16 protein-coding genes and 2 tRNA genes are annotated in these 20,076 nt (G+C 59.3%); 1 reads left to right on the plus strand and 17 read right to left on the minus strand.

What is annotated here, in order from left to right:
- Positions 1–116: 116 nt before the first annotated feature.
- The 17 genes from RR842_RS01655 to RR842_RS01735 all read right to left on the minus strand — a co-directional run bounded on the left by RR842_RS01655 (position 117) and on the right by RR842_RS01735 (position 19,099).
- A complete protein-coding gene (locus RR842_RS01655; protein WP_332522079.1) occupies positions 117–2,318 on the minus strand; it encodes an AAA family ATPase in 2,202 nt (733 codons plus the stop codon).
- On the minus strand, positions 2,315–3,598 hold the full coding sequence (locus tag RR842_RS01660; protein WP_332728866.1) for an exonuclease SbcCD subunit D: 1,284 nt from the start codon (positions 3,596–3,598) through the stop codon (positions 2,315–2,317). Before RR842_RS01660 ends, RR842_RS01655 begins: the two co-directional genes overlap by 4 nt.
- 36 nt (positions 3,599–3,634) lie before the next feature.
- Complete coding sequence (gene dnaB / locus RR842_RS01665) at positions 3,635–5,050, minus strand: replicative DNA helicase (protein ID WP_332512043.1); 1,416 nt, start codon at positions 5,048–5,050, stop codon at positions 3,635–3,637.
- Between the two features lie 190 nt (positions 5,051–5,240).
- Positions 5,241–5,786 carry a 50S ribosomal protein L9 gene (rplI, locus tag RR842_RS01670; RefSeq protein ID WP_332512044.1) on the minus strand — a complete coding sequence of 182 codons (546 nt, stop codon included), beginning with the start codon at positions 5,784–5,786 and terminating at the stop codon, positions 5,241–5,243.
- Positions 5,787–5,801: 15 nt separating this feature from the next.
- Positions 5,802–6,062: a 30S ribosomal protein S18 gene (gene rpsR, locus RR842_RS01675; protein ID WP_332512045.1), complete on the minus strand. Its 261-nt coding sequence runs from the start codon at positions 6,060–6,062 to the stop codon at positions 5,802–5,804.
- 22 nt (positions 6,063–6,084) lie between these two features.
- Entirely contained in the window at positions 6,085–6,537 is a 453-nt protein-coding gene (ssb, locus tag RR842_RS01680) for a single-stranded DNA-binding protein (RefSeq protein ID WP_332553528.1), read from the minus strand.
- 55 nt (positions 6,538–6,592) lie between these two features.
- Positions 6,593–6,886, minus strand: coding sequence for a 30S ribosomal protein S6 (gene rpsF, locus RR842_RS01685; RefSeq protein WP_332512047.1), 294 nt, complete (start codon positions 6,884–6,886; stop codon positions 6,593–6,595).
- A gap of 724 nt (positions 6,887–7,610) precedes the next feature.
- A complete protein-coding gene (locus RR842_RS01690; RefSeq protein WP_332728867.1) occupies positions 7,611–8,150 on the minus strand; it encodes a hypothetical protein in 540 nt (179 codons plus the stop codon).
- 327 nt (positions 8,151–8,477) lie between these two features.
- A complete protein-coding gene (gene kdpC / locus RR842_RS01695) occupies positions 8,478–9,077 on the minus strand; it encodes a potassium-transporting ATPase subunit KdpC (protein ID WP_332728868.1) in 600 nt (199 codons plus the stop codon).
- A gap of 215 nt (positions 9,078–9,292) precedes the next feature.
- Complete coding sequence (gene kdpB / locus RR842_RS01700; protein WP_332728869.1) at positions 9,293–11,371, minus strand: potassium-transporting ATPase subunit KdpB; 2,079 nt, start codon at positions 11,369–11,371, stop codon at positions 9,293–9,295.
- A 45-nt stretch (positions 11,372–11,416) separates the two neighbouring features.
- Positions 11,417–13,195 (minus strand): potassium-transporting ATPase subunit KdpA, encoded by a 1,779-nt coding sequence (kdpA, locus tag RR842_RS01705; protein ID WP_332553524.1) that lies wholly within the window; start codon positions 13,193–13,195, stop codon positions 11,417–11,419.
- Between the two features lie 480 nt (positions 13,196–13,675).
- Positions 13,676–13,768: transfer RNA gene (locus RR842_RS01710), tRNA-Ser, on the minus strand.
- A 113-nt stretch (positions 13,769–13,881) separates the two neighbouring features.
- Positions 13,882–13,973, minus strand: a tRNA-Ser gene (locus RR842_RS01715).
- A 163-nt stretch (positions 13,974–14,136) separates the two neighbouring features.
- Positions 14,137–15,384, minus strand: coding sequence for a peptidylprolyl isomerase (locus RR842_RS01720; protein WP_332514335.1), 1,248 nt, complete (start codon positions 15,382–15,384; stop codon positions 14,137–14,139).
- A gap of 202 nt (positions 15,385–15,586) precedes the next feature.
- Positions 15,587–17,398: a translational GTPase TypA gene (typA, locus tag RR842_RS01725; RefSeq protein WP_332514333.1), complete on the minus strand. Its 1,812-nt coding sequence runs from the start codon at positions 17,396–17,398 to the stop codon at positions 15,587–15,589.
- Between the two features lie 147 nt (positions 17,399–17,545).
- Positions 17,546–18,127 (minus strand): J domain-containing protein, encoded by a 582-nt coding sequence (locus tag RR842_RS01730; RefSeq protein WP_332728870.1) that lies wholly within the window; start codon positions 18,125–18,127, stop codon positions 17,546–17,548.
- 99 nt (positions 18,128–18,226) lie between these two features.
- Positions 18,227–19,099 (minus strand): CPBP family intramembrane glutamic endopeptidase, encoded by an 873-nt coding sequence (locus RR842_RS01735; RefSeq protein WP_332728871.1) that lies wholly within the window; start codon positions 19,097–19,099, stop codon positions 18,227–18,229.
- Between the two features lie 48 nt (positions 19,100–19,147).
- Here RR842_RS01735 and RR842_RS01740 point away from each other — a divergent pair, with 48 nt between their 5' ends.
- Positions 19,148–19,909 (plus strand): TraX family protein, encoded by a 762-nt coding sequence (locus RR842_RS01740; protein ID WP_332728872.1) that lies wholly within the window; start codon positions 19,148–19,150, stop codon positions 19,907–19,909.
- Positions 19,910–20,076 lie beyond the last annotated feature (167 nt).

The following is a 20,076-nucleotide window of genomic DNA, read 5'->3' on the forward strand; positions in this document are numbered from 1 at the left end:
TGCACGCCGGATCTCGAGCGGGAGCTTTGGAGGCTGCCGCCGTTTGCGTGTCTCCGCGGCGCATGCCATCGCGTCGCGGACGCTGCGGCACTACCTGCCGCAAATACATGATTATATTACAGTTCCACGACGTTCAGCGCCGGATCGGCCGAGCGCATGGACTCTACTATTTCTTCATGGCAGGTGAACAGGATAACCTGCCGCGTGCCGGCAAGCTCGGCCAAGGCACGAGCGGCACCGGCGCGGCGGCGGGCGTCGAAGTTAACCAGGATGTCGTCAGCCAGAATAGGGATGGCACGGCCCACGTTGTCGGCCGTCATAAGCAGGGCAATGCGCAGCGCGAGATAGAGCTGCTGGCAGGTGCCCAGCGACAGGTGCACCGGGTCGCGCACCGTCTTCACGGCATCGGTGACCTGCAGCTTGCCTTCGGATGTCATGCCCACCTTGACCCAGTGGCCGTCGGTCATCAGCGCGATAAGGCGACTGGCCTGGCGATACACTTCGGGCTGGCTCTTGCTCTCCCAAGCAGCGATAGCCGCTTCCAGCATGCGCTTTGCCAGAAGCAGGCGGGCGTAGTCCTGGGAACTCTCGTCTTGCCGGGTGCGCACCTGTTGGTAGCGCAGCTTCAACTCGTCGAAGCTCTTGGCGCGCTTCGCCTGGGAAAGCTCCTGCTTCAGCTCGCCGTAGCGGCGGTTCAGGCTCTCGCTGGTTTCCAGCAACCCGGCGCGTTGCCTGACCTTCTGATCGATGGCGGCATCGATGGTCGCAGGAGTTGTGTCGGCAGGCAGGCCCGCACGCTCCAACAGCTGGTCGCGCTGGCGCTCAACGTCGGCCAGATTATCCTGCACGGAGGATTGCCGCGAGATAAGCGCCTGCTGGCGCTGCTGGAGTAGGCTTGCCTCAGCGCGCTGGTCCTTGGCTTCGTCCAGCAACGAGCGCGCGCTGCGGATAGACCCCCGGGCGGCTTCGAGGCCGGCTTTGTCGAGCCGTGCACAAACGCGGGCAGCCAGCTGCTGCTGAGAGGAGAGGCAGGCTTCGAGCTTCTTTTTGTCCTGTAGCATTACCCAGCGTGCGTCCTGCTGACGGGCTTCGAGCGCCTCGGCCGCCTTGTCGGGGCGGAACAGCATCACCAGCGACGCAGCAGCCAGTATCAGCGCAAACACTACCAGGCCGATGCCCAGAGCCGTGAGCGACAAGCTGGTTATCTCGCGACCATGGATGAACAGCGGGACGCCTGCCACCATGAATACCAGCGGCAACGCGATGGAGAGCACCACTTGCACACCGCGTTGGCGACGCTGCTTCTCGCGAGCAGCCTCCCTGTCGTCCACTTCGAGCAGCGCCTCGTACGCAGCCAAAGACGCAGCATAGTTCTCCTGGGCCAGATCGACGCTGTGGGCCTGCTTCGCCTGGTCTTCGGCAAGCGAGTCCAGCCGGTCGCGCAAGGCGCGCTCGTCGGCGGAGCTCAAGGTCGCAAGCGAGGGATCGACACCTTGTTGGCGCAGCAGGTGCTCGGCTGCAAACGCGGCTTCGTCCTCTCGCAGCCCGTCGCGCTGTCGACGAAGGTCGGAGCTTTGGGCATCCAGCTTCTCCAGGGTGGCGCGCTGGGCCGACAGCGACTCGATAGCAGTGTTCAGGGTGTCGAGACGGGAGAGCAGCTGCGCGCGTTGCGGGGCCAGCTCGTGGAATTCCTTGTCCTGCACCTTGTTGCGCTCGGCCTCGTCTGCTGCGGCGGCCATGTTTACGCGCAACTCGTCCTGTTCGGCAGTCAGGCGAGCGATAGAGTGCTCGATGCCGGCCGCTTTTGACGTGTACTCGGCCAGGCGCGCCTGAACCTCGGCCAGCGCATGGGCAGGACTGGCCCCCGTACCTGACCCCGCGGTGAGCAGTTTCGCCGTAACGTCGGTGGTATTGCGCAGGCTGCGCAACTCGTCGCTGGTCAGAGCAAACATCGTCTGGAACGTCTCTTTGTCCACATCGTCCACCAGCTCGGCGGCCCCCTGTAGGCCGTCGATGTTCTTCACACGCGAAAGCACCAGCTCATCGGACGCATCGTCGTCAGCGCGGGGCGCGAAGAACAAGGCCCCTGCGCGCTCGGCGTTCTTCGGCTTGTAGGTGTTGCGCACGCCGCGCGCTTCTTCCCAGCCGAACAGCAAGCCTCCCACGAACGAAGAGAGCGTCGTCTTGCCCGCCTCGTTTTGTCCATACACGACATTCAGGTGCGGGCTGAAAGGACCGACCACCTTGTTGGAGAACGCTCCGAAGCTGGTTATCTTGATGCGCCTGAGAAACGGGGCGCCCTCACGGCCGGAAGTCATTCGCTCCCCCTGCCCAACAGGTCCAGCACCAAGTTCTCGGCATCTGCGGACAACTCGTCAACGCGGCGCGTATAGGAGCTGGGCAGCTGGATGTTACGCTTCAGAAACTCCTCCTGAAGATAGGCTATCTCCTCGTCGCGGTCGGCACGCAGGGCATCGGCAGCTTGCAGGAACACCGCAGGGAACAGGCCTTCCCGGCGTAGTGCCTCTCGATCGCGAGGGCGCTGCGTCGCATCAAGCAGCGCATCGCAGAAGAACAGCGGGTAACCGTCGTTGATATGCTTGCGCAAGTCCTCTAAAACGCCGGGACGGGCGAACACCGGGTGGAGGGGGGTCGTGCCCGTCAGCGTGATGCGCACGCACATCTCCTCGCAATGGGCCTTGCCGTTCACGCAGAACAACTCGCGCATGATCTTGTCGGTAACGTCGGCGACACTCGCACAATCGGAAACATCCACATCCATGCGCTGCCATACGACACTTGCCGTGGGGATGAACTCGATCTGATTGCGCTTGCCTTCTGCAAGGGTTACTGCAAAGCAGCCCCGCTCGCCGGTTTCTTTCACATCGCGACCCTGGATGCAGCCGGAAAATACCAGCCGCGGGTCGTCGAAGGAAGGGTAGGCATACTTCACATGGATATGACCAAGGGCCCAGTAGTCCATACCCGCGCGCATCAACGCGCCAGGACTCGTGGGAGCCTTCAAAGAGTCCAGGTCTAGGCCCGTATGCAGCACTCCCACAGCAAAAGGGGCGCGAGCCGCATCGGGCACGGCTGACGCCAAAGCCTCTTCGGCGGCAATACGCGTCACACCGGCAGCAATATCCTCGTCCGCAGGCCAGGTTTGGTTGTAATAGCCGCGCCCACCGATCAGGACCTGCGTCTCGCCATCGCGCCGATAGGCGGCGAAACCTGGTTTGTCACCCGGCAACATGGTCGTGTTCTTAGGGAAGGCGAAGAAGTCGTGCTGCCACGAGGTAAACGGATCATGGTTGCCTGTGCACAGGTACACCGGGATGCCCGCCTTGTCCAAGCGCCGCAATCCCTCGAAGAAATGCAGGTAGTCGCCGTAGGAGGTGCGCGCATCGTCAAAGATATCACCGGCGAACACCACGAAATCGACCTCACGACCGAGCGCGGCCTCGATAACGCGGTCGTAAGCCTCGGGAATGGCGGTGAGCAGGCGGCTCGCCCATACGTCCGAAAGAGCCCTCAACCCGCGAAAAGGTGCCCCGAGATGCAGGTCGGCAGCATGGATGAATGTCACTTGCTTGCGCATGCTCATCAGTGTAGCGCGAATTTGCCCACGAGAGCCCTACATATAGCTGCCGGCGCGGGAATCGTCAGCCAAATCCATGAAACGTGTGTACTCGGCGATGAACGCAAGGGGAATATCGCGCGTAGGGCCGTTGCGGTGCTTCGCCACAATCAGCTGCGCCGTGCCCAGATCGGGACGGTCCTCGCTTTCGGCCTCGATCTCGTCCATACTGCGGTCGATGAATGCCACGATATCGGCGTCCTGCTCGATAGATCCCGATTCACGCAAGTCAGAAAGCATGGGGCGCTTCTTGCCACGCATCTCGACTGCACGCGAGAGCTGGGACAAGGCGATAACCGGCATGTCCATCTCTTTTGCCAGCACCTTGAGACCGCGGGATATCTCGCCAACCTCGACCGCACGGTTTCCATCCGAACGTGCTTTAGGTGGCTGCATGAGCTGAAGGTAGTCGACGATGATGAGGCCCTTCTTGGCGTTACGCAGCTCGCGGCGCGCCTTCGCGCGCAGCTCCAGAATAGACAGGGCAGGCGTGTCGTCGATGAACATCTCGAGATTGGAGAGCTTGCTCGATGCCTCGACGATGGCACCCCAATCGGCATCGTGCACTTGCCCGGAGCGCAATCGCGTCAAGCTCACGCGAGCCTCAGCGCACAGGATACGCTGCACCAGCTGCGATGCGCTCATCTCTAACGAAAGGAACGCCACGGTCGCACCGAGCTTCGCAGCATTCGTGGCCAAATTGAGCGCGAACGAGGTCTTTCCAACGCCAGGACGGGCAGCCAGGATAACCAGATCGCCACCGCGAAACCCATGGAACAGATCGTCTACATCCCTAAATCCTGAGGCGACCCCTGCGATCTTATTGTCCTGCGCGGCAATCTCTTGAATTTCCTCGAACGCCTCGACCAACAAGGTGTCCACTTTCTGGAAAGCCGAGGAAACACGTTGCTCGGTAACGCTGAACAGCGTTTTCTCCGCCTCCTCTACCACGACATCCAAATCGTCGGGCGCGTCGTAGGCAAGGGCGGAAATAGAGGTAGATGCACGGATCAGGTCGCGCAAAATAGCGGTGCGCTTTACTATCTCGACATGGTTTTGCCAGTTTGTGAGTGCGAACGTATCGCCCGCGAGTCCTACGAGGTAGGCTTTCCCCCCGGTGGCCTCTAGCTGGCCCGCAGCCTTCAGGTTGTCGGCAAGCGAGATATGGTCGATAGGGATGTGGCGCGCATACAAATCGAGCATCGACTCGAAGATGCGCTGGTGCGACGCACGGTAGAAACTGGTCGGAACAAGTTTTGCCGCAACCTCTTCTATGGCCTCCTGAGTCAGGACGCAAGCTGCCAAGACCGACTTCTCCGCCTCGATATTCTGGGGTTCGAGGTGGCGGCGATCGTTTCCGTAACCGTCTTCAGGGGCGAAATCAGGACTGTACGGGGCAAGGGGACCTGGCATGCTTTCTCTTTCTCTTCAGCAGTATGACTGCCTATGATACTGCAAGGGTTGTCGCAGGTCATCATTTATTTTTATGCATGAAGTGGGCGGTTTTCGTTATCCACCGGCAAACAAAAACCCCCTTCGCCCACGAACGGGGCAAAGGGGGTTTTCCCCAGTTTCCACAACGGAATGCTGTGGATAAACTTTTTTACTCTTCGGTGGCAGCCTCAGCGGACTCGATGGCAACTTCGGCCTCTTCCGCAATCTCGGCAGCTTCCTCAACCTCGACGGCCTCTTCGACAACCGGGATATCGGCACCGACGAACAGCTTCACTTTCGTCTTGATATCACGGTAGAACGAAATGGACACCTCATGCTCGCCAGCCGTCTTGATGGCATGGCTCAGCTCGATGCGGCGCTTGTCCACGTCAAGGTCGGTCGCGGCCTTGATAGCCTCGGCGATCATCACGGCAGTAACAGAGCCGAACAGCTGGCCCTCTTCACCCACCTTCGCGTCAACCTTTACGACCATACCCTCAAGGGAAGCCTTGAGCTTCTCGGCGTCGCCCAAGCGATTTTCCTCGCGCTTGGCGATGTTGTGCTTGCGCTGCTCGAGCTGCTTGAGGTTGCCCTCGGTCGCCAGAATGGCGGCTTTCTGGGGGAGCAGGTAGTTGTTGGCGAAGCCGGGGGCCACGTCGACGACGTCGCCTTCACCGCCCTTGCCCTTCAACTCCTGAAGCAGAATGACTTTCATAGTTCCTCCTTCGCCTTAACGGCTGCGACGGTCGCCGCGGCCGCTGACGGCGGGCACCGCGTAGGGCATCAAGGCCATTTCGCGGGCACGCTTGATGGCGTTCGCGACGTCACGCTGGTGCTGGGTGCAGGCACCCGTCACACGGCGCGGCTTGATCTTTCCGCGGTCGGTAACGTATTTGCGCAGCATTTGCGTGTCTTTGTAGTCGACGTACTGCGCATCGTCCTTGCAGAACTGGCAGAACTTGCGACGCGGCTGCTTCGCGTAATCGGACATTTCAAACCTCTTTCAATATCGCTTAAAACGGGATGTCTTCGTCGTAAACCGAAGAAGAGGCATCGACCACCGGAGCGGCCATAGGAGCCGCCGCCGGAGCAGAGTAGCCGCCCGCGTTGCCGCCGCCGTGAGACGACGACGAATCGTTGCGGCTCGACATGAATTCGAGCTCGTCGACGATCACCTCGATCTTGCTGCGCTTCTGGCCGTCGCGCTCCCACTGGCTCCAGCGGAGCTTGCCCTCGATGGACACCTTGGTGCCCTTGGACAGGAAACGGGAAAGGCTCTCGGCACGCGCGCCGAACATGGTGCAGTCGATGAAGTTGGGATAGTCCTCCCACTCGCCGGTCTGCTGGTTCTTGCGGCGATCGTTTACGGCTACGCCGAAGCCCAGCACGGGCAAACCGCCCGCAGTGCTGCGCAGTTCGGGGTCGCGCGTCAGGTTCCCGCTGATAATAGCTCGGTTAATGCTCATGTCTTCTACCTCTTCTCATGCTGGGCGGTCTTTGCCCGCCCGATTCCACGTGCGGTTAATCGCGATCGGTACGTTTTGCGATCATATGACGCACAACAGCGTCATTGATGCGAAGAACGCGATCGAGTTCAGCCACGTTAGCGGGATCAGCATGGAAATCGATGAGTGTATAGTCACCGTCGGTCAGACCGTTGATCTCATAAGCGAGTTTACGCTTGCCCCAGTTGTCGACGTTGTCCACCGTGCCTTGACCTTCAGCGATCGTGGTTTCGATACGCTTCATAACAGCGGCGCGGGATTCTTCGTCGATAGACGGAGCGACAAAAAACAGCAATTCATAAGCCTTCATCAGCTCACCTCCTTTGGTCTTTGCGGCTCCGGGGCTGGTGAAGGCAGTTAACCCGGAGCAGGATAAGCTTGGTCATTCTAACAAAGGGCCTTGTCATCCACAAGGAAAACTTCTCCATCCTGCCTGTGCGCACATGATTTCACCATGTTTCCGCGCCCAAGGACTTCCTTGCGATGACTGCATAGCACCTGTTGACCAAGGCGATTTCCTGCTTCGAGCCGTCCGATCTACTCCACGATCCCTTTTGTCCGCCGAACTTCTCTTGGGTCGTAGTATAGCAACGCAACCTTGCGGATACGCCGTAATCGAACCGGATTAAAACCGTCCCAACCTAACGCCTATCCAGCAAATCGACCGTCAAAGCGCTGACAGGAATCAAGCAAGAATCTAACAAAACGCTGCCAAAAAATGGCCGCGAAACTTCGTGGGAAGAAAATGCGAAAGGGACGGTATCGAAAGTCCTCAAAGTTTCATAAAGTTACCCCAAAACGAATACCGACGACCGGAGGGCCGTCGGTATTCGTTTTGGTGGGTTGTTATTCGATTTCTAAGACTTACGATACATCCCCTTCGGTTCGTGCTGCATTTGAGAAGACCGAGGGACTCTAACAGGCACAGCGGCCCGACAACGAGGGCCGAGCCTCGCATGTTTCACGTGAAACATGCGAGGCGTGCGGCTTCCCCACAGAGCGACGCTTTGGAGTACGCAAGCAATCGCGCAATGCTAGTTCTCTTCGTCAGCCTCGTCTTCAGCTTCGTCGTCAGCTTCGTCGTCGAGGTATTTTTCCTCAATCTCCTCGTCGTCGTACTCGGAGGCTTCCTTGAGATCGCCCATGAAGTTCGGAGCCTCGCCGATATAGGCAGGTTCCGCCTCAAACGTGGGCTCGCCGGCATCGTTCATCGTGTACAAGTAGCCGATGGCAACGCCCTCATCCTCGCCAGGAATGCCGCCTTCGGCGATGAGTGCATCTTTGGTCTCGTCGTCCACCTCGATATAGCCGTCATAGCACAGCGCGTACGCCTCGGCGCCGCGGGCGTGCTCCACCGTATGACGTGCGAAACCAAAGCATTCCTCAGCCGACTCGCCCGGATGGTTCTCGATGAACAGGTTATCTTTCACCACCAGGGCGGTAAACGGCACCACGTCGGCACCTTGCATCATCTTCTCTTTCGCCTCATCAAGTGCGAAGAGCAGCACCTTCTCCAGAATCTCGGGGATCTCAGGAACCTCTATGTCCGCACTTTCCACCGTACGATCTGCCATTGCTGTGTCCTTTCAGCGGGGTCGCCGAACCGTTGCGCTGCGGTGGTTCGAAACGACGCGAATTCTTCATTGGCACCCAGTGTAGGGCTTCCCGCGGCACGCAACCGAGAAACGCCTCGTTATTCGGTGTTTCTTCAAAAATGAACACCGAAACCGCCGGGGCCGGGCATTTTGCGGAGTTGTTTCACGTGAAACACTCCACGAGTCAGCGCATAAGAAAAACCTGCGGTACTTCGTTGTTTCACGTGAAACGACGGCAGGGGAAGCAGCCCAGGATGCGCCACTTCCCCTCTCTTTGCCTCTTGCTGTAAGACGCGTTTCTTCCTGCTACAGGATGCCGTCGAGCATGAGGTTCACTTTGAGCACGTTCACGCGAGCATCACCCAAGATGCCCAGTTGCGGTTGCTCGGTGCACTGCTTGATGATGGCACGCACGTCGGACTCGCTTTTACCGGTGTTCTTCGCCAAACGCTCCACCTGGTAGTCGGCTGCAGCCGGAGAGATATGAGGATCGAGACCACTGCCGGAGCACGTCACCAGGTCGCTCGGGATGGGCTTGCCGCCCTGATCGTGATGTGCGTCGCGAATCTGATCGACACGCTCTTGCACGATGGCTTCAAACTCCTCGCTTGCCGGACTCAGGTTCGACGGGCCGTACCACATGACCGGATTGCCATTATCGTCGGTGAAGGTAGAGGCGTTCGCGTTGGTCAGGCGACCCCACATATGGTCGGGCTCTGAATAGCTCTGCCCGAGCAATTCGCTACCGTACTTCGTTCCATCAACCTCGATGATGGAGCCGTTTGCCTGATGAGGGAAGAACAGCTGGGCGATACCCGTGCACACGGCGGTGTACAGAACGCCGCAGAGAAGCGTCATCACGAGGAAGAGCAGCAGTGCGCTCCCCCATGTTTTCGCCTGTTTCATGGTCGATCCTTTCTTTCGCCTTGCCCGGCGCGTTCTCTGGCGGCGGCGGGCCTCACGTTCCTTTTTGCTTGCTCGTTTGTTAGCTCGTTACTTTCTTACTGCTCGTTTTTCGTTGTAAGTATCTTTACCACACTCGTTTTTTCGTTACTCATTTTTTTAATGCACACGTTTTTCATCGTACGTTTCCGCACGCTCCCTCGTGCGCCCGAGGCGTGCTACACCACTCCGATAAGCACCATGAGCATATCGAGTAATTTGATAGCCACGAACGGCAGGGCGATACCGCCCAGGCCGTACACAGCCAAGTTGCGGGTGAGCAGGCTCTGCGACGAGCCTTCGCGGTACTTCACGCCGCGCAACGCCAACGGAATAAGCGCAACGATGATGAGCGCGTTGTAGATAATGGCGGCCATGATGGCAGACAACGGACTGCCCAGCTGCATGATGTTCAGCGCTGCAAGCTCGGGGTACAACGGCACGAACAGCGCAGGGATGATAGCGAAGTACTTGGCCAGGTCGTTCGCGATAGAAAACGTGGTCAACGATCCGCGCGTCATGAGCAGCTGTTTGCCGATACGCACGATGTCGATGAGCTTCGTCGGCGACGAGTCCAAGTCCACCATGTTGCCGGCCTCTTTGGCCGCCTGCGTGCCGCTGTTCATAGCCACGGCAACGTCCGCCTGCGCAAGCGCCGGGGCATCGTTCGTGCCGTCGCCGGTCATGGCCACCATATGCCCGTCGGCTTGGTACTGGCGAATGGCTTCCAGTTTCGTCTCGGGCGTCGCCTCGGCGATGAAGTCGTCCACGCCGGCCTCGGCGGCGATAGCGGCGGCGGTCATGGGGTTGTCGCCCGTGATCATGACAGTCTTGATACCCATCGTACGCAGATCGGCGAAGTTCTCTTTGATGCCCTGCTTCACGATGTCCTTCAGGTAGATGACGCCCAGGATGCGGTGGTCGCGTGCGACCAGCAGCGGCGTGCCGCCTGCACGGGATATCTCCTCGGCTGCCAGCGTGCAGGCCGTGCTGTAGGCACCGCCGGCAGCCTCGACATAGGCGCGCACGGCATCGGCTGCGCCCTTGCGGATCTCGTGTCCGTCGAAGTCCACGCCGCTCATACGGGTCTGCGCCGTGAACGGCACCGACACCATGCCCGATCCCTCCAACTCGCGGCCGCGGATGTCAAAACGTTCCTTAGCCAGCACCACGATGCTGCGGCCCTCGGGTGTCTCATCGGTAAGGCTGGCAAGCTGCGCGGCGTCGGCCACTTCTTGCTCGGTGGCACCGTCCACCGGGATGAACTCCGCAGCCTGGCGGTTGCCCAGCGTGATAGTGCCCGTCTTGTCCAGCAACAGCACGTCCACATCTCCTGCGGCCTCGACGGCACGCCCGCTCATGGCCAACACGTTCGCGCGGTTCAGACGGCTCATGCCGGCAATGCCGATAGCGGAAAGCAGGGCGCCGATGGTCGTCGGAGCTAGGCACACGAACAGAGCGATCAACGAGGTGATAGTCGTGGGATTCGTCATATCGCCCAATCCCGCCGTGAACCCGCTGAACGTGAACAGCGACACCGCCACGATAAGGAACACGATGGTCAGGGCCACCAGCAATATCTCGAGCGCGATCTCGTTCGGCGTCTTCTTACGCGCAGCCGATTCCACCATGGCGATCATCTGGTCGAGGAAGCTGTGGCCCGCGTCGGCCGTCACGCGCACGACCAGCCAGTCGGACAGCACCGTTGTGCCGCCGGTCACTGCCGAGCGGTCGCCACCGGACTCGCGGATAACCGGGGCGGACTCGCCGGTGATGGCGCTTTCGTCCACGGATGCCGCGCCCATGACCACCTCGCCGTCGGCAGGTATCTGCTCGCCTGCGGCCACAAAGAACACATCCTTCTTCTTAAGGCAGGCCGAGTTCACCTCTTCTGCCTGCAAGTGGAAGAACGTGGCCGGATCAGACTCGTGAAAGCCCTTCGCCACCAGACCGTCGTTGAGTTTGTGGGCCTCGACGTCGCGCTTCGCCGCACGCAGGGAGTCCGCCTGAGCCTTGCCGCGGCCCTCGGCGAGCGCCTCGGCGAAGTTTGCGAACAGCACGGTAAGCCACAGCACCAACGAGATGGCAAGGATGAAGCCGGGCCGGGAGTCTGCGATGCCGAACAGCGAAAGCACGAACAAGAGCAGCGTGAGGATAGCTGACAGGTAGACCATCAGCATAACGGGGTTCTTTGCCTGCTCGCGAGGAGCGAGCTTTGCAAATGCGTCGCGCACGGCGCGCATCGCCTGGGTGCTCATAGAGGTTTCCTTCGTTGCAGTTGTCATTATTCCCTCTCCTCCCGTCTAACCCAGTACCATTTGGAGCTGCTCGGCGATGGGACCCAGCGCCAGCGCCGGAAACATCGAGAGAGCACCGACCAGCAGGATAATAAGAAGAAGCAGGAACACGAACACAGCGTTGCTGGTAGAAAGCGTTCCAGCACTCGTGGCCACCTTCTTGCGCTTGCACAGGTTTCCAGCAAGCACCAACGTGGCAACCAAGGGGATGAAGCGGTTCGCCAGCATTTCCAAACCGAGCACCGAGTTGATCATCGGCGTATTGGCATTGAGTCCGGCGAAAGCCGAGCCGTTGTTGCCGCCTGCTGAGATAGCCGCGTACAGCACTTCGGAGAACCCGTGTGCGCCTGAGTTGTTCAAGCTGTCCACCGTTGCAGGGTCGAGGCACAGGACCGCCGCGCCTATGAGGATGACTACCGGTGTGGTGATACACAGGACGATTGCCATGCGCATCTCCTTGGGCCCGATCTTCTTGCCCAGGTACTCGGGCGTTCGGCCCACCATCAACCCGGCAATGAACACCGTGAGGATAACGAAGCCGATCATGGAGTACAGACCGCAGCCCACACCGCCAAACGCAATCTCACCGAGCGCCATGAGGATCATAGGTATCATGCCACCGATAGGCGTGAAGCTGTCGTGCATGGAGTTCACGGAGCCGTTCGAAGCCGAGGTGGTGAACGCAGCCCAGATGGATGAGTCGGTCACGCCGAGGCGCGTCTCCTTGCCCTCCATATTGCCGCCCGATTGGTCGATCATACCCATGTAGACGGCACCGTCCTGTGCGAGCTGCGGCGTACCCGTCTGCTCGAAGAACCCGATCACGACCATGCCCACCAGAAGCAAGGCGAACATCGCAGCGAACAGGGCGCGTCCCTGACGGCGATCAGCCACAAAACGCCCGAAGCTGAACACAAGCGCCATGGGAATAAGCAGCAGCGATATGCACTGGATAAGGTTCGTGAGCGGTGTGGGGTTCTCAAGCGGGCTCGCCGAGTTCACACCGTTATAGCCGCCGCCGTTCGTACCCAGCTGCTTGATAGCAACCTGGCTTGCCTGCGGGCCCAGGGGAACGACCTCTTGCGTGACCGTCTGCACGGCCGCAGGATCGTCGGCATCGACCACGTTGCCGTGCGCATCGATACCTACCGGCTCGAGCAGCTCGACCGTATCGTAGTCGTTCAGGTTCTGCGGGGAGCCTTGCGCGACATCCACGATGGCCACCACGAGAGACAGCGGCAGCAACACGAACAGAACCGCGCGCGTCACGTCGGTCCAGAAGTTGCCCAGGCTTACCTTGCCTTCGCTGACAATACCGCGGAACAGGGCGAACAACACGGCCATACCCACGGCAGGCGTCACGAAGTTCTGCACGGTCAGGCCGATAGACTGAGAGAAATAGCTCAAAGCCGACTCGCCGCTGTAGGACTGCCAGTTCGTGTTCGACAGGAAGCTCGCCGCCGTGTTGAATGCAAGGTGCCAGGAAAGACCGGGCAAACCCTCGGGATTGAACGGCAGCACGCCTTGCAGCATAAGGAGAGCGAACAGGCCGACAAACGACACGACCGAGAACGCCACCACATTCACCAGATAACGCTTCCAGCTCATGCCTTCGTTCTTGTCGATGCGCACGCCCCGGTAGATGAAATTCTCGACAGGAACCAGCACGCGCGAAAACAGGTTCTTCTCGCCTGCCATGACCTTGTTCAGGTAGCCGGACAACGGCAGCGCAAGTGCGATAAGCAACGCAACGTACACCGCGTACTCGAACAGCTCTTCCGTCATTGCTCGTCGCCCCCTTTGAGCAGGATGTAGAAAAGATAGAGCGTCACTGCCACGCTCAATCCCCCGACTAGGCCGGTTACGAGTTCCATCGGTTTCCTTCCTTGTCCTCTGAGCACCTGCGCGCCGCGATCAATGCACAGGCAGACGTATCCGATAAGATGTTCAGAGAATACGGGGAAACAGATAAGGACACCGTTAAGGTGCGCCGAGGAGTATTAAGATAGGATTAATGCGCAGCAGCTAGGCGCCTACGACAAGGAAACTCGGGGGCATAGGGCGTTTTACGCGCCTGGAATCTGCCTCTCCTCCACACGTCGCACGCGCCAGCGGGCTATGTAGCCGACCAGATCGAGGCCGAGAGGCTTGTCGAGGGGAAGCTGCAAGGCGCCTTTACTGGTCTTATAGCCTTTGAGCCGATCGGCGAATACCACCAGGGCCGGTGGAATTAAAAAAGCGCCTGCGGGCGCTTTCTCTTTTAACTGGCGGAGGAGGAGGGATTCGAACCCTCGTTACCCGGGTTACGGGTAAAACGGTTTTCGAGACCGCCGCATTCAACCACTCTGCCACCCCTCCGCTTGGGGTAGGCCGCCCGGTTTTCAGTGCGGCCTTTCAGGCTTCGGCGGGCCTTGCCCGTCGACAGGACGATTCCGTCCCTATGATCTCGCGCGCGTGCGCGGGGGTTGTTCTGGCGGAGAGATAGGGATTCGAACCCTAGGTACGCTTTTGGCGCACACACGATTTCCAATCGTGCACCTTCGGCCAGCTCGGTCATCTCTCCGCTTCTCAGGAAGATGCATGCTCGCGCTCGGCGCGCTCATGCAGCAGCTACGTAGTATACAACAGCTCAACAGCCGTCACAAGAAGACCATGATGCAAAGATGCCCACGGATATTCCGCGGGCATCCTCATGGTGCTTCTTCGCGCCTGGCCGCCTAATGCTGCTAGGCTGCTTCGGCAGGCTGCTGGGAATGAGAGCCTCCCGCCGGCTGTTCGCCCGAGGCGTTCCCACCCTGCTCGGCAGGGGCGGCGTTATCAGCACCGCCCTGGCTGCCTTCCGTCGCATTGCCGGCACCACCGGCGGTTGCGCCGGTACCGGAATTATCCGTGCTGGTAGCTGCTTGGTACTTCGACATATCGACCGCGTAGGGGAGGTTCGCGGGCATCTCGTTGATCTTGATATCGGCCTTTTCCTGATACTCGGCGAGCCAAGCCTGGAAGGCCTCGGTCTGCTTCTGCTGCTTCAGCGATGCCTTTATGGTGTCTAGGAACTCGGTAGGCAGTTGGTCGATGCTCGTGATCTTCACCGTCTCCGTACCGTCTTCGCCCTTTTCCTTCGGGGCCGTGAACACATCGGTGCACTTGATGATATGGATGCCGTATTTACTCGTTACCAAACCGCTTACCTGGTCTTTCTGCAACCCATTAAGCGCTTCGGTGTACTCGGGCACGAACTGGCTCATCTTGTCCCAGCCCACGTCGCCGCCCTTGTCGGCACTGCCGTCCTTGGAATACTGCTTCGCAGCATCGGCGAAGCCCAACTGTCCAGCGTTGATTTGGTCGAGCACACTTTGGGCCGTGGCATCATCACCGGTCTCGAACAGAATATGGGACGAGCGCTTCGCGCCATCGTAGGCAGAGGCGTACATCTGCGAGTATTGCAGCAGGTCTTCCTGACTGGGCTCCTCGTTGGAAGCGAAGCTCTCGGAGAATTTCTTCTGCATGAGCTGGTTTTCCACCATCTCGCGGTACTTCTCCTCGGTGTAGCCCGCCTGCTTCAGCGCCGCCTGCCACTTCTCGTCGTCATTGTCGAACTGGGCCTTGGTGCCGGTGATAATCGCATCGACCTCCGAGCCCTCGACCGCGATGCCCTTTTCTTTGGCACCCTGCTTGACCAGTTCCTGCTGGGCAAACGAGTCGATCATCTCCTCGCGCACGGAAATAGGCGTCATGCTGTTGTCGGCAAGCCACTGACCCCATGCCTCTTCGGCCTCCGCGCCCATTTGGCCGCGGATGCTCTCGATCATAGCCGTCACGTCGTCTTCGGCAACCTCCGCGCCATTGACCGTGGCCGCGACGCCGCCCGTAGCGCTATTGGAGGCATCGGCTGAGGTACAAGCCGCCAAACTCCAAACGCACGTTGCAGCCAAACCCGCAACGCATACGGCTTTCATGATGTTCGCAGTCTTCATATGACCCTTCCCTCGAACATGCCGGCTCGGGGATGCAGCCGTGCATGAGTACGTTACTATGCGCTGTATTTTCGCATACCCGCCAAATGCGGCCCTCACGATGCACAATAAGCCCACTTTCGATTCATGAACCCCGAACGTATGGGGAGCAGGAAAAAGGGCCGATAAAAAAGCCGCCGGTCGAAAAACCGACGGCTTGCACTTAATTCTTGTTGGCTTTCTTTCGCTCGACTGACGAGAGGATGCGCTTGCGCAGGCGAATACTCTGGGGAGTCACCTCTACCAACTCGTCGTCCTCAATGTACTCAAGCGCCTCTTCCAGCGTGAACGTGACCGGCGGCGTCAATTGAATGGCTTTGTCGGCACCGGACGAGCGTTGGTTGCCCAACTGCTTGGTCTTCGCCACATTCACCACCATGTCACCGTCCTTGGCCGACTCGCCCACGATCATGCCCTCGTAGCATTCCTCGCCAGGGGCGACAAACAAACGGCCACGCTGCTGCAGCGCATCGAGCGCGTAGGCGACGCTCTTTTCAGTTGCCATGGCGATCAACGACCCGTTCTTGCGGCCGCCGAAATCGCCGCGGAACGGACCGTACTCGCTGAAGTGGTGGAACATGACTGCCTCGCCGCGGGTGGCGTTCAACAGGCGGGTGCGCAAGCCCATCGTGCCGCGCGAGGGAATCTTGAACACCACGTGCGTGGTCTCGCCGCGCTGGAACATGTCGGTCATCTCGCCACCGGCGCTGCCGAACACCTCGATGGCCTTGCCTGCGTACTCGCTGGGCACGTCAACCGTAGCTTCCTCGATAGGCTCGAGTTTGTTGCCGTGATCGTCCTTCTTGATGATGACGCGCGGGCGGCCAACCTGGAACTCGAAGCCCTCACGGCGCATCGTCTCCATAAGCACCGACAGGTGCAGGACGCCGCGGCCGGCCACTTCCATGCCGCTCTTGTCCTCAAGCTCGCTGATGCGCATGGAAATGTTGCTCTCCGCCTCACGCAGCAGGCGTTCTTTCAACTGGCGCGCGCCCACAATGTCGCCTTCGCGGCCGACGAGCGGGCTGGTGGAAGCCTCAAACACGATGGCCATCGTAGGCTCTTCCACCTGAATGGGATCCATGCGCACAGGATTATCGCGACTGGTGACCATGTCGCCGATGTCGGCATCGTCCACGCCCACGACGGCGACGATGTCGCCTGCGTGCACTTCGAGCTGCTTCTTCTTGCCCATATCCTCGAACGTGAACACCTCTTTGATGGTGGTGTTGTAGCGCGTCCCGTCGTTCTTGATGACCAAGGCCTGCTCGTTTTTATGGATGGTGCCGGAATACAGGCGGCCTACGCCGATACGCCCGACGAAGCTGGAATGGTCAACCGTGCATATCTGCAATGCCACCGGGCCGCTGGGCTCGCAGTCGGGGGCAGGTACCTCGTTGATGATAGTTTCAAGCAACGGCAACATGTTCATGTTCTCGTCGTCGGGCGCAAAACGGGCATAGCCGTTCATGGCCGAAGCGTAGATCACGGGGAAGTCGAGTTGCGCATCGCTTGCCTCTAATTCGACCATCAGGTCGAATACCTCGTCCACAACCTCTTCAGGACGTGCACCCGGGCGATCGATCTTATTGACAACCACCACGATACGCAGGCTCTGCGCCAACGCATGCTTCAGCACGAAGCGGGTCTGCGGCATCGGGCCCTCAAACGCGTCAACGATAAGCAGAGCACCGTCGGCCATGTTCAGCACGCGCTCGACCTCGCCGCCGAAGTCGGCGTGGCCCGGTGTATCAATGACGTTGACCTTCACGCCATTGTAGGTGACGGAGATGTTCTTCGACAGGATGGTGATGCCGCGCTCGCGTTCCTGGTCGTTGCTGTCCAGCACACGCTCTTCCACTTGCTGGTTCTCACGGAAGACACCGCTGGAGTACAGCAGTCGGTCTACCATCGTGGTCTTGCCGTGGTCGACGTGCGCGATGATAGCGACGTTGCGGATGTTTTCTTGTTTCATACGACTTCTTTCTATATCTCTGCTTGCTTTTGCTTGCCGTTCATCTTGGGGAGATGAGGTTCCCGTCGTTGCAACAAAACCGAAAAAGCATCGCGGCCTCGCTCACCCCTATGCAAACGGATAGCTGACCCGCTTGCCGGTGCACGCTCATTCCAAATCTTCCAACTCGTCGGTCAACCGCCGCTGCTCTGCGTTCAACTCTGCAATATGCTCGCTCAGCGTGCCGATGGAACGCTGGGACGAAACGACTTGGACGATACCCCACACTGCAGCCGCACTGGCAATACCGGCAACAACGCCCAGAATGCCAAAAGGACGCCGACCCGCAAGCAACGCCACCACCGCGCCGATAGCTGCCATGGCGATAGCGTTGCGGCGCTCGTCTAAGTATACGTCGCGCTGCTTAACCAGCTGAGTGCGTGCCGCCTGGATACCCGCGATGCGCGCCTCAACCTGGCTTGGAACCGAAGAGCCTCGCGAGGTAGCACCGACGCCTCCAACGGATGAGGCGCGGGAGGCTCCTTTGCGCGAACCTTTGCCACTGGTAAGGTACTCGTAGGCTGCCTGCAGGTTTTTAAACTGTTCGGTAGCTCGATCTTGGAGCTTCTTGTTGGACGCGAAGCGATCAGGGTGCAATATCTGCACCGTCTCTTTGTACGCCGTCTTGATGTCGTCGGACGTAGCTTCGTCGTCCAGCCCCAAGACACGCAGCGCTTCTGTTCGGTTCATCGCTCCCCGCATGATCGTAATCGTTTCCGAGGCAGTATACTACCACGTCGCCGCACATGCGGGCTTTTGCACGAGGCAGCGTCACAGAATGCACGTGGTCTATCGAGTACGTGGAGGAGCGGCGTGCGTAAGGATACGCCAGGCGTGAACCGCAAGTGGAACGAGAAATGCCACGCTGATTAACAGGACAGCAAGGTCCACCGGGTCGCCCGTGGCATACGTCGAGGGAAGCTCGCCGGTGAGTGCGAAGGCCGGTCCCATCGAGAGGATATTAAACCCGATATGCAGCAAAACCACCGTCCAAAGGCTGCCGGTATGCGAAAGAACTGCCGACATAACGAAACCGAACAAAGTGGCTTGGACTGTTTTCGCCACAAGCTGCGCTACCACCACCTCGCCCGCAAACTCGGCAACCGGCGCGTTTGCCGTATGGAGCACGCCAAAGACGAAAGCCGAGGCGATAGCACCCGTAAGTGCCGGAGATTTTCTTCCCTCTGCCCGTAAAGCATCGGAGAAACCACGTGAAATAACACCGCGGAACAGGCCTTCTTCAAACACCCCGGTAGCCACGCACACGGCTAAGAACAAAGCGATGCTGCCCAACGGGGCGAAGGTGGGTCCTGCCGATACCTGCATAGCCTCGCCCGGTAGCTTTCCAGTAATACTCAGGGCAGTGACAATGCCGACGAACAAGCCATTGGCGAAGAGGACGCCTGCCACGAACACAAAAGTCTTCCGGACACACCTCGTTTCACAAGCCGGCTCGGCGAAGGGTCGCCTGAACCTCTGCGACAGCACGTCAGGCTCGGCCGCTACCAACAGCACCACCATGCAGGAAGCTGCGAGCGCCGTCTGGATACCTACCAGTTCCAACGAGTTCGCTGGTATGGCGGTAAAGCAGGCAACGGCAACGAGGGTTGCCAAAGCAACGAACGCGAGGGGATGACGACTGCGAGTTTCCGGAAGGTTCATGCATCAAGTATAATCGATAGACCGACCGCTGCTACAACGAGGAGACGCATGACATCAGGGAACGGCTACAGCCTGATAGGCGGCGGAAAGTTCGAAACGACCTCCTTCACGCTCAAAATCATCGCCATCGTCGCTATGACGATGAACCATGCGGCCAATATTTTCTACAACGTCCTCCCCCTCCCGGCTTTATGCGTGTTGTTCGGGGCTGGAGGCCTCACGTTTCCCATCATGGCATTCTTACTGGTGGTAGGATACCGTCACACCTCCAACATTAAGAAGTATGCCTTTCGCTTGGGCGTATTCGCCCTCATTTCGCAGATTCCCTTCAGCTTGTTTCTTGCTCCGACAGGAAACGTGCTGGTCACACTCCTTATCAGCCTAGGCGTGCTATACGCAGACGACCAGATGAGAAACCGTGCGGCGTTCTGGGCCGTGTTTGCAATAGCGGCGGTGGGAAGCCTTGCCTGCGACTGGGGCTTCCTCGGCGTGGTGATAGTCTATCTTTTCAAAACCATGTATGGTCAACGCGGAGGCATTGCGGTTCCCGTGGTTATTGCAATCCTGGCTTTAGGGCTTCCCCTGCTGAGCAACCTGGTAGCGAATGTGATTGCGGCGGGAGACTGGTACTACCTCCCCCAGGTGCTCTATCCTTTTGTTGGGTGTGCGCTCGTCATTCCGCTGCTGTCAGGCTATCGTGGAAGACGGGGTTATCCGCTGAAGTGGTTCTTCTATGCTTACTACCCTGCCCATATCGCGGTACTGGGGATAGCGTATGTGCTGACGTTCGGAGCAATGCCGTATTTTTAAAGGCAGGGGAAGCGCCGAAACCCGTCTCGCGGGAACATAGTTCTCGTTTTCTATGAAGGCGCGATTCTCAGCCGTAACAACGAAAAAGCCGGCAATGCCGGCTTTCGAATTAATGGTGGAGCTTAGGGGGATCGAACCCCTGACCTCAGGCTTGCAAAGCCCGCGCT

The organism is Gordonibacter sp. (assembly GCF_036667095.1).
Classification (GTDB): domain Bacteria; phylum Actinomycetota; class Coriobacteriia; order Coriobacteriales; family Eggerthellaceae; genus Gordonibacter.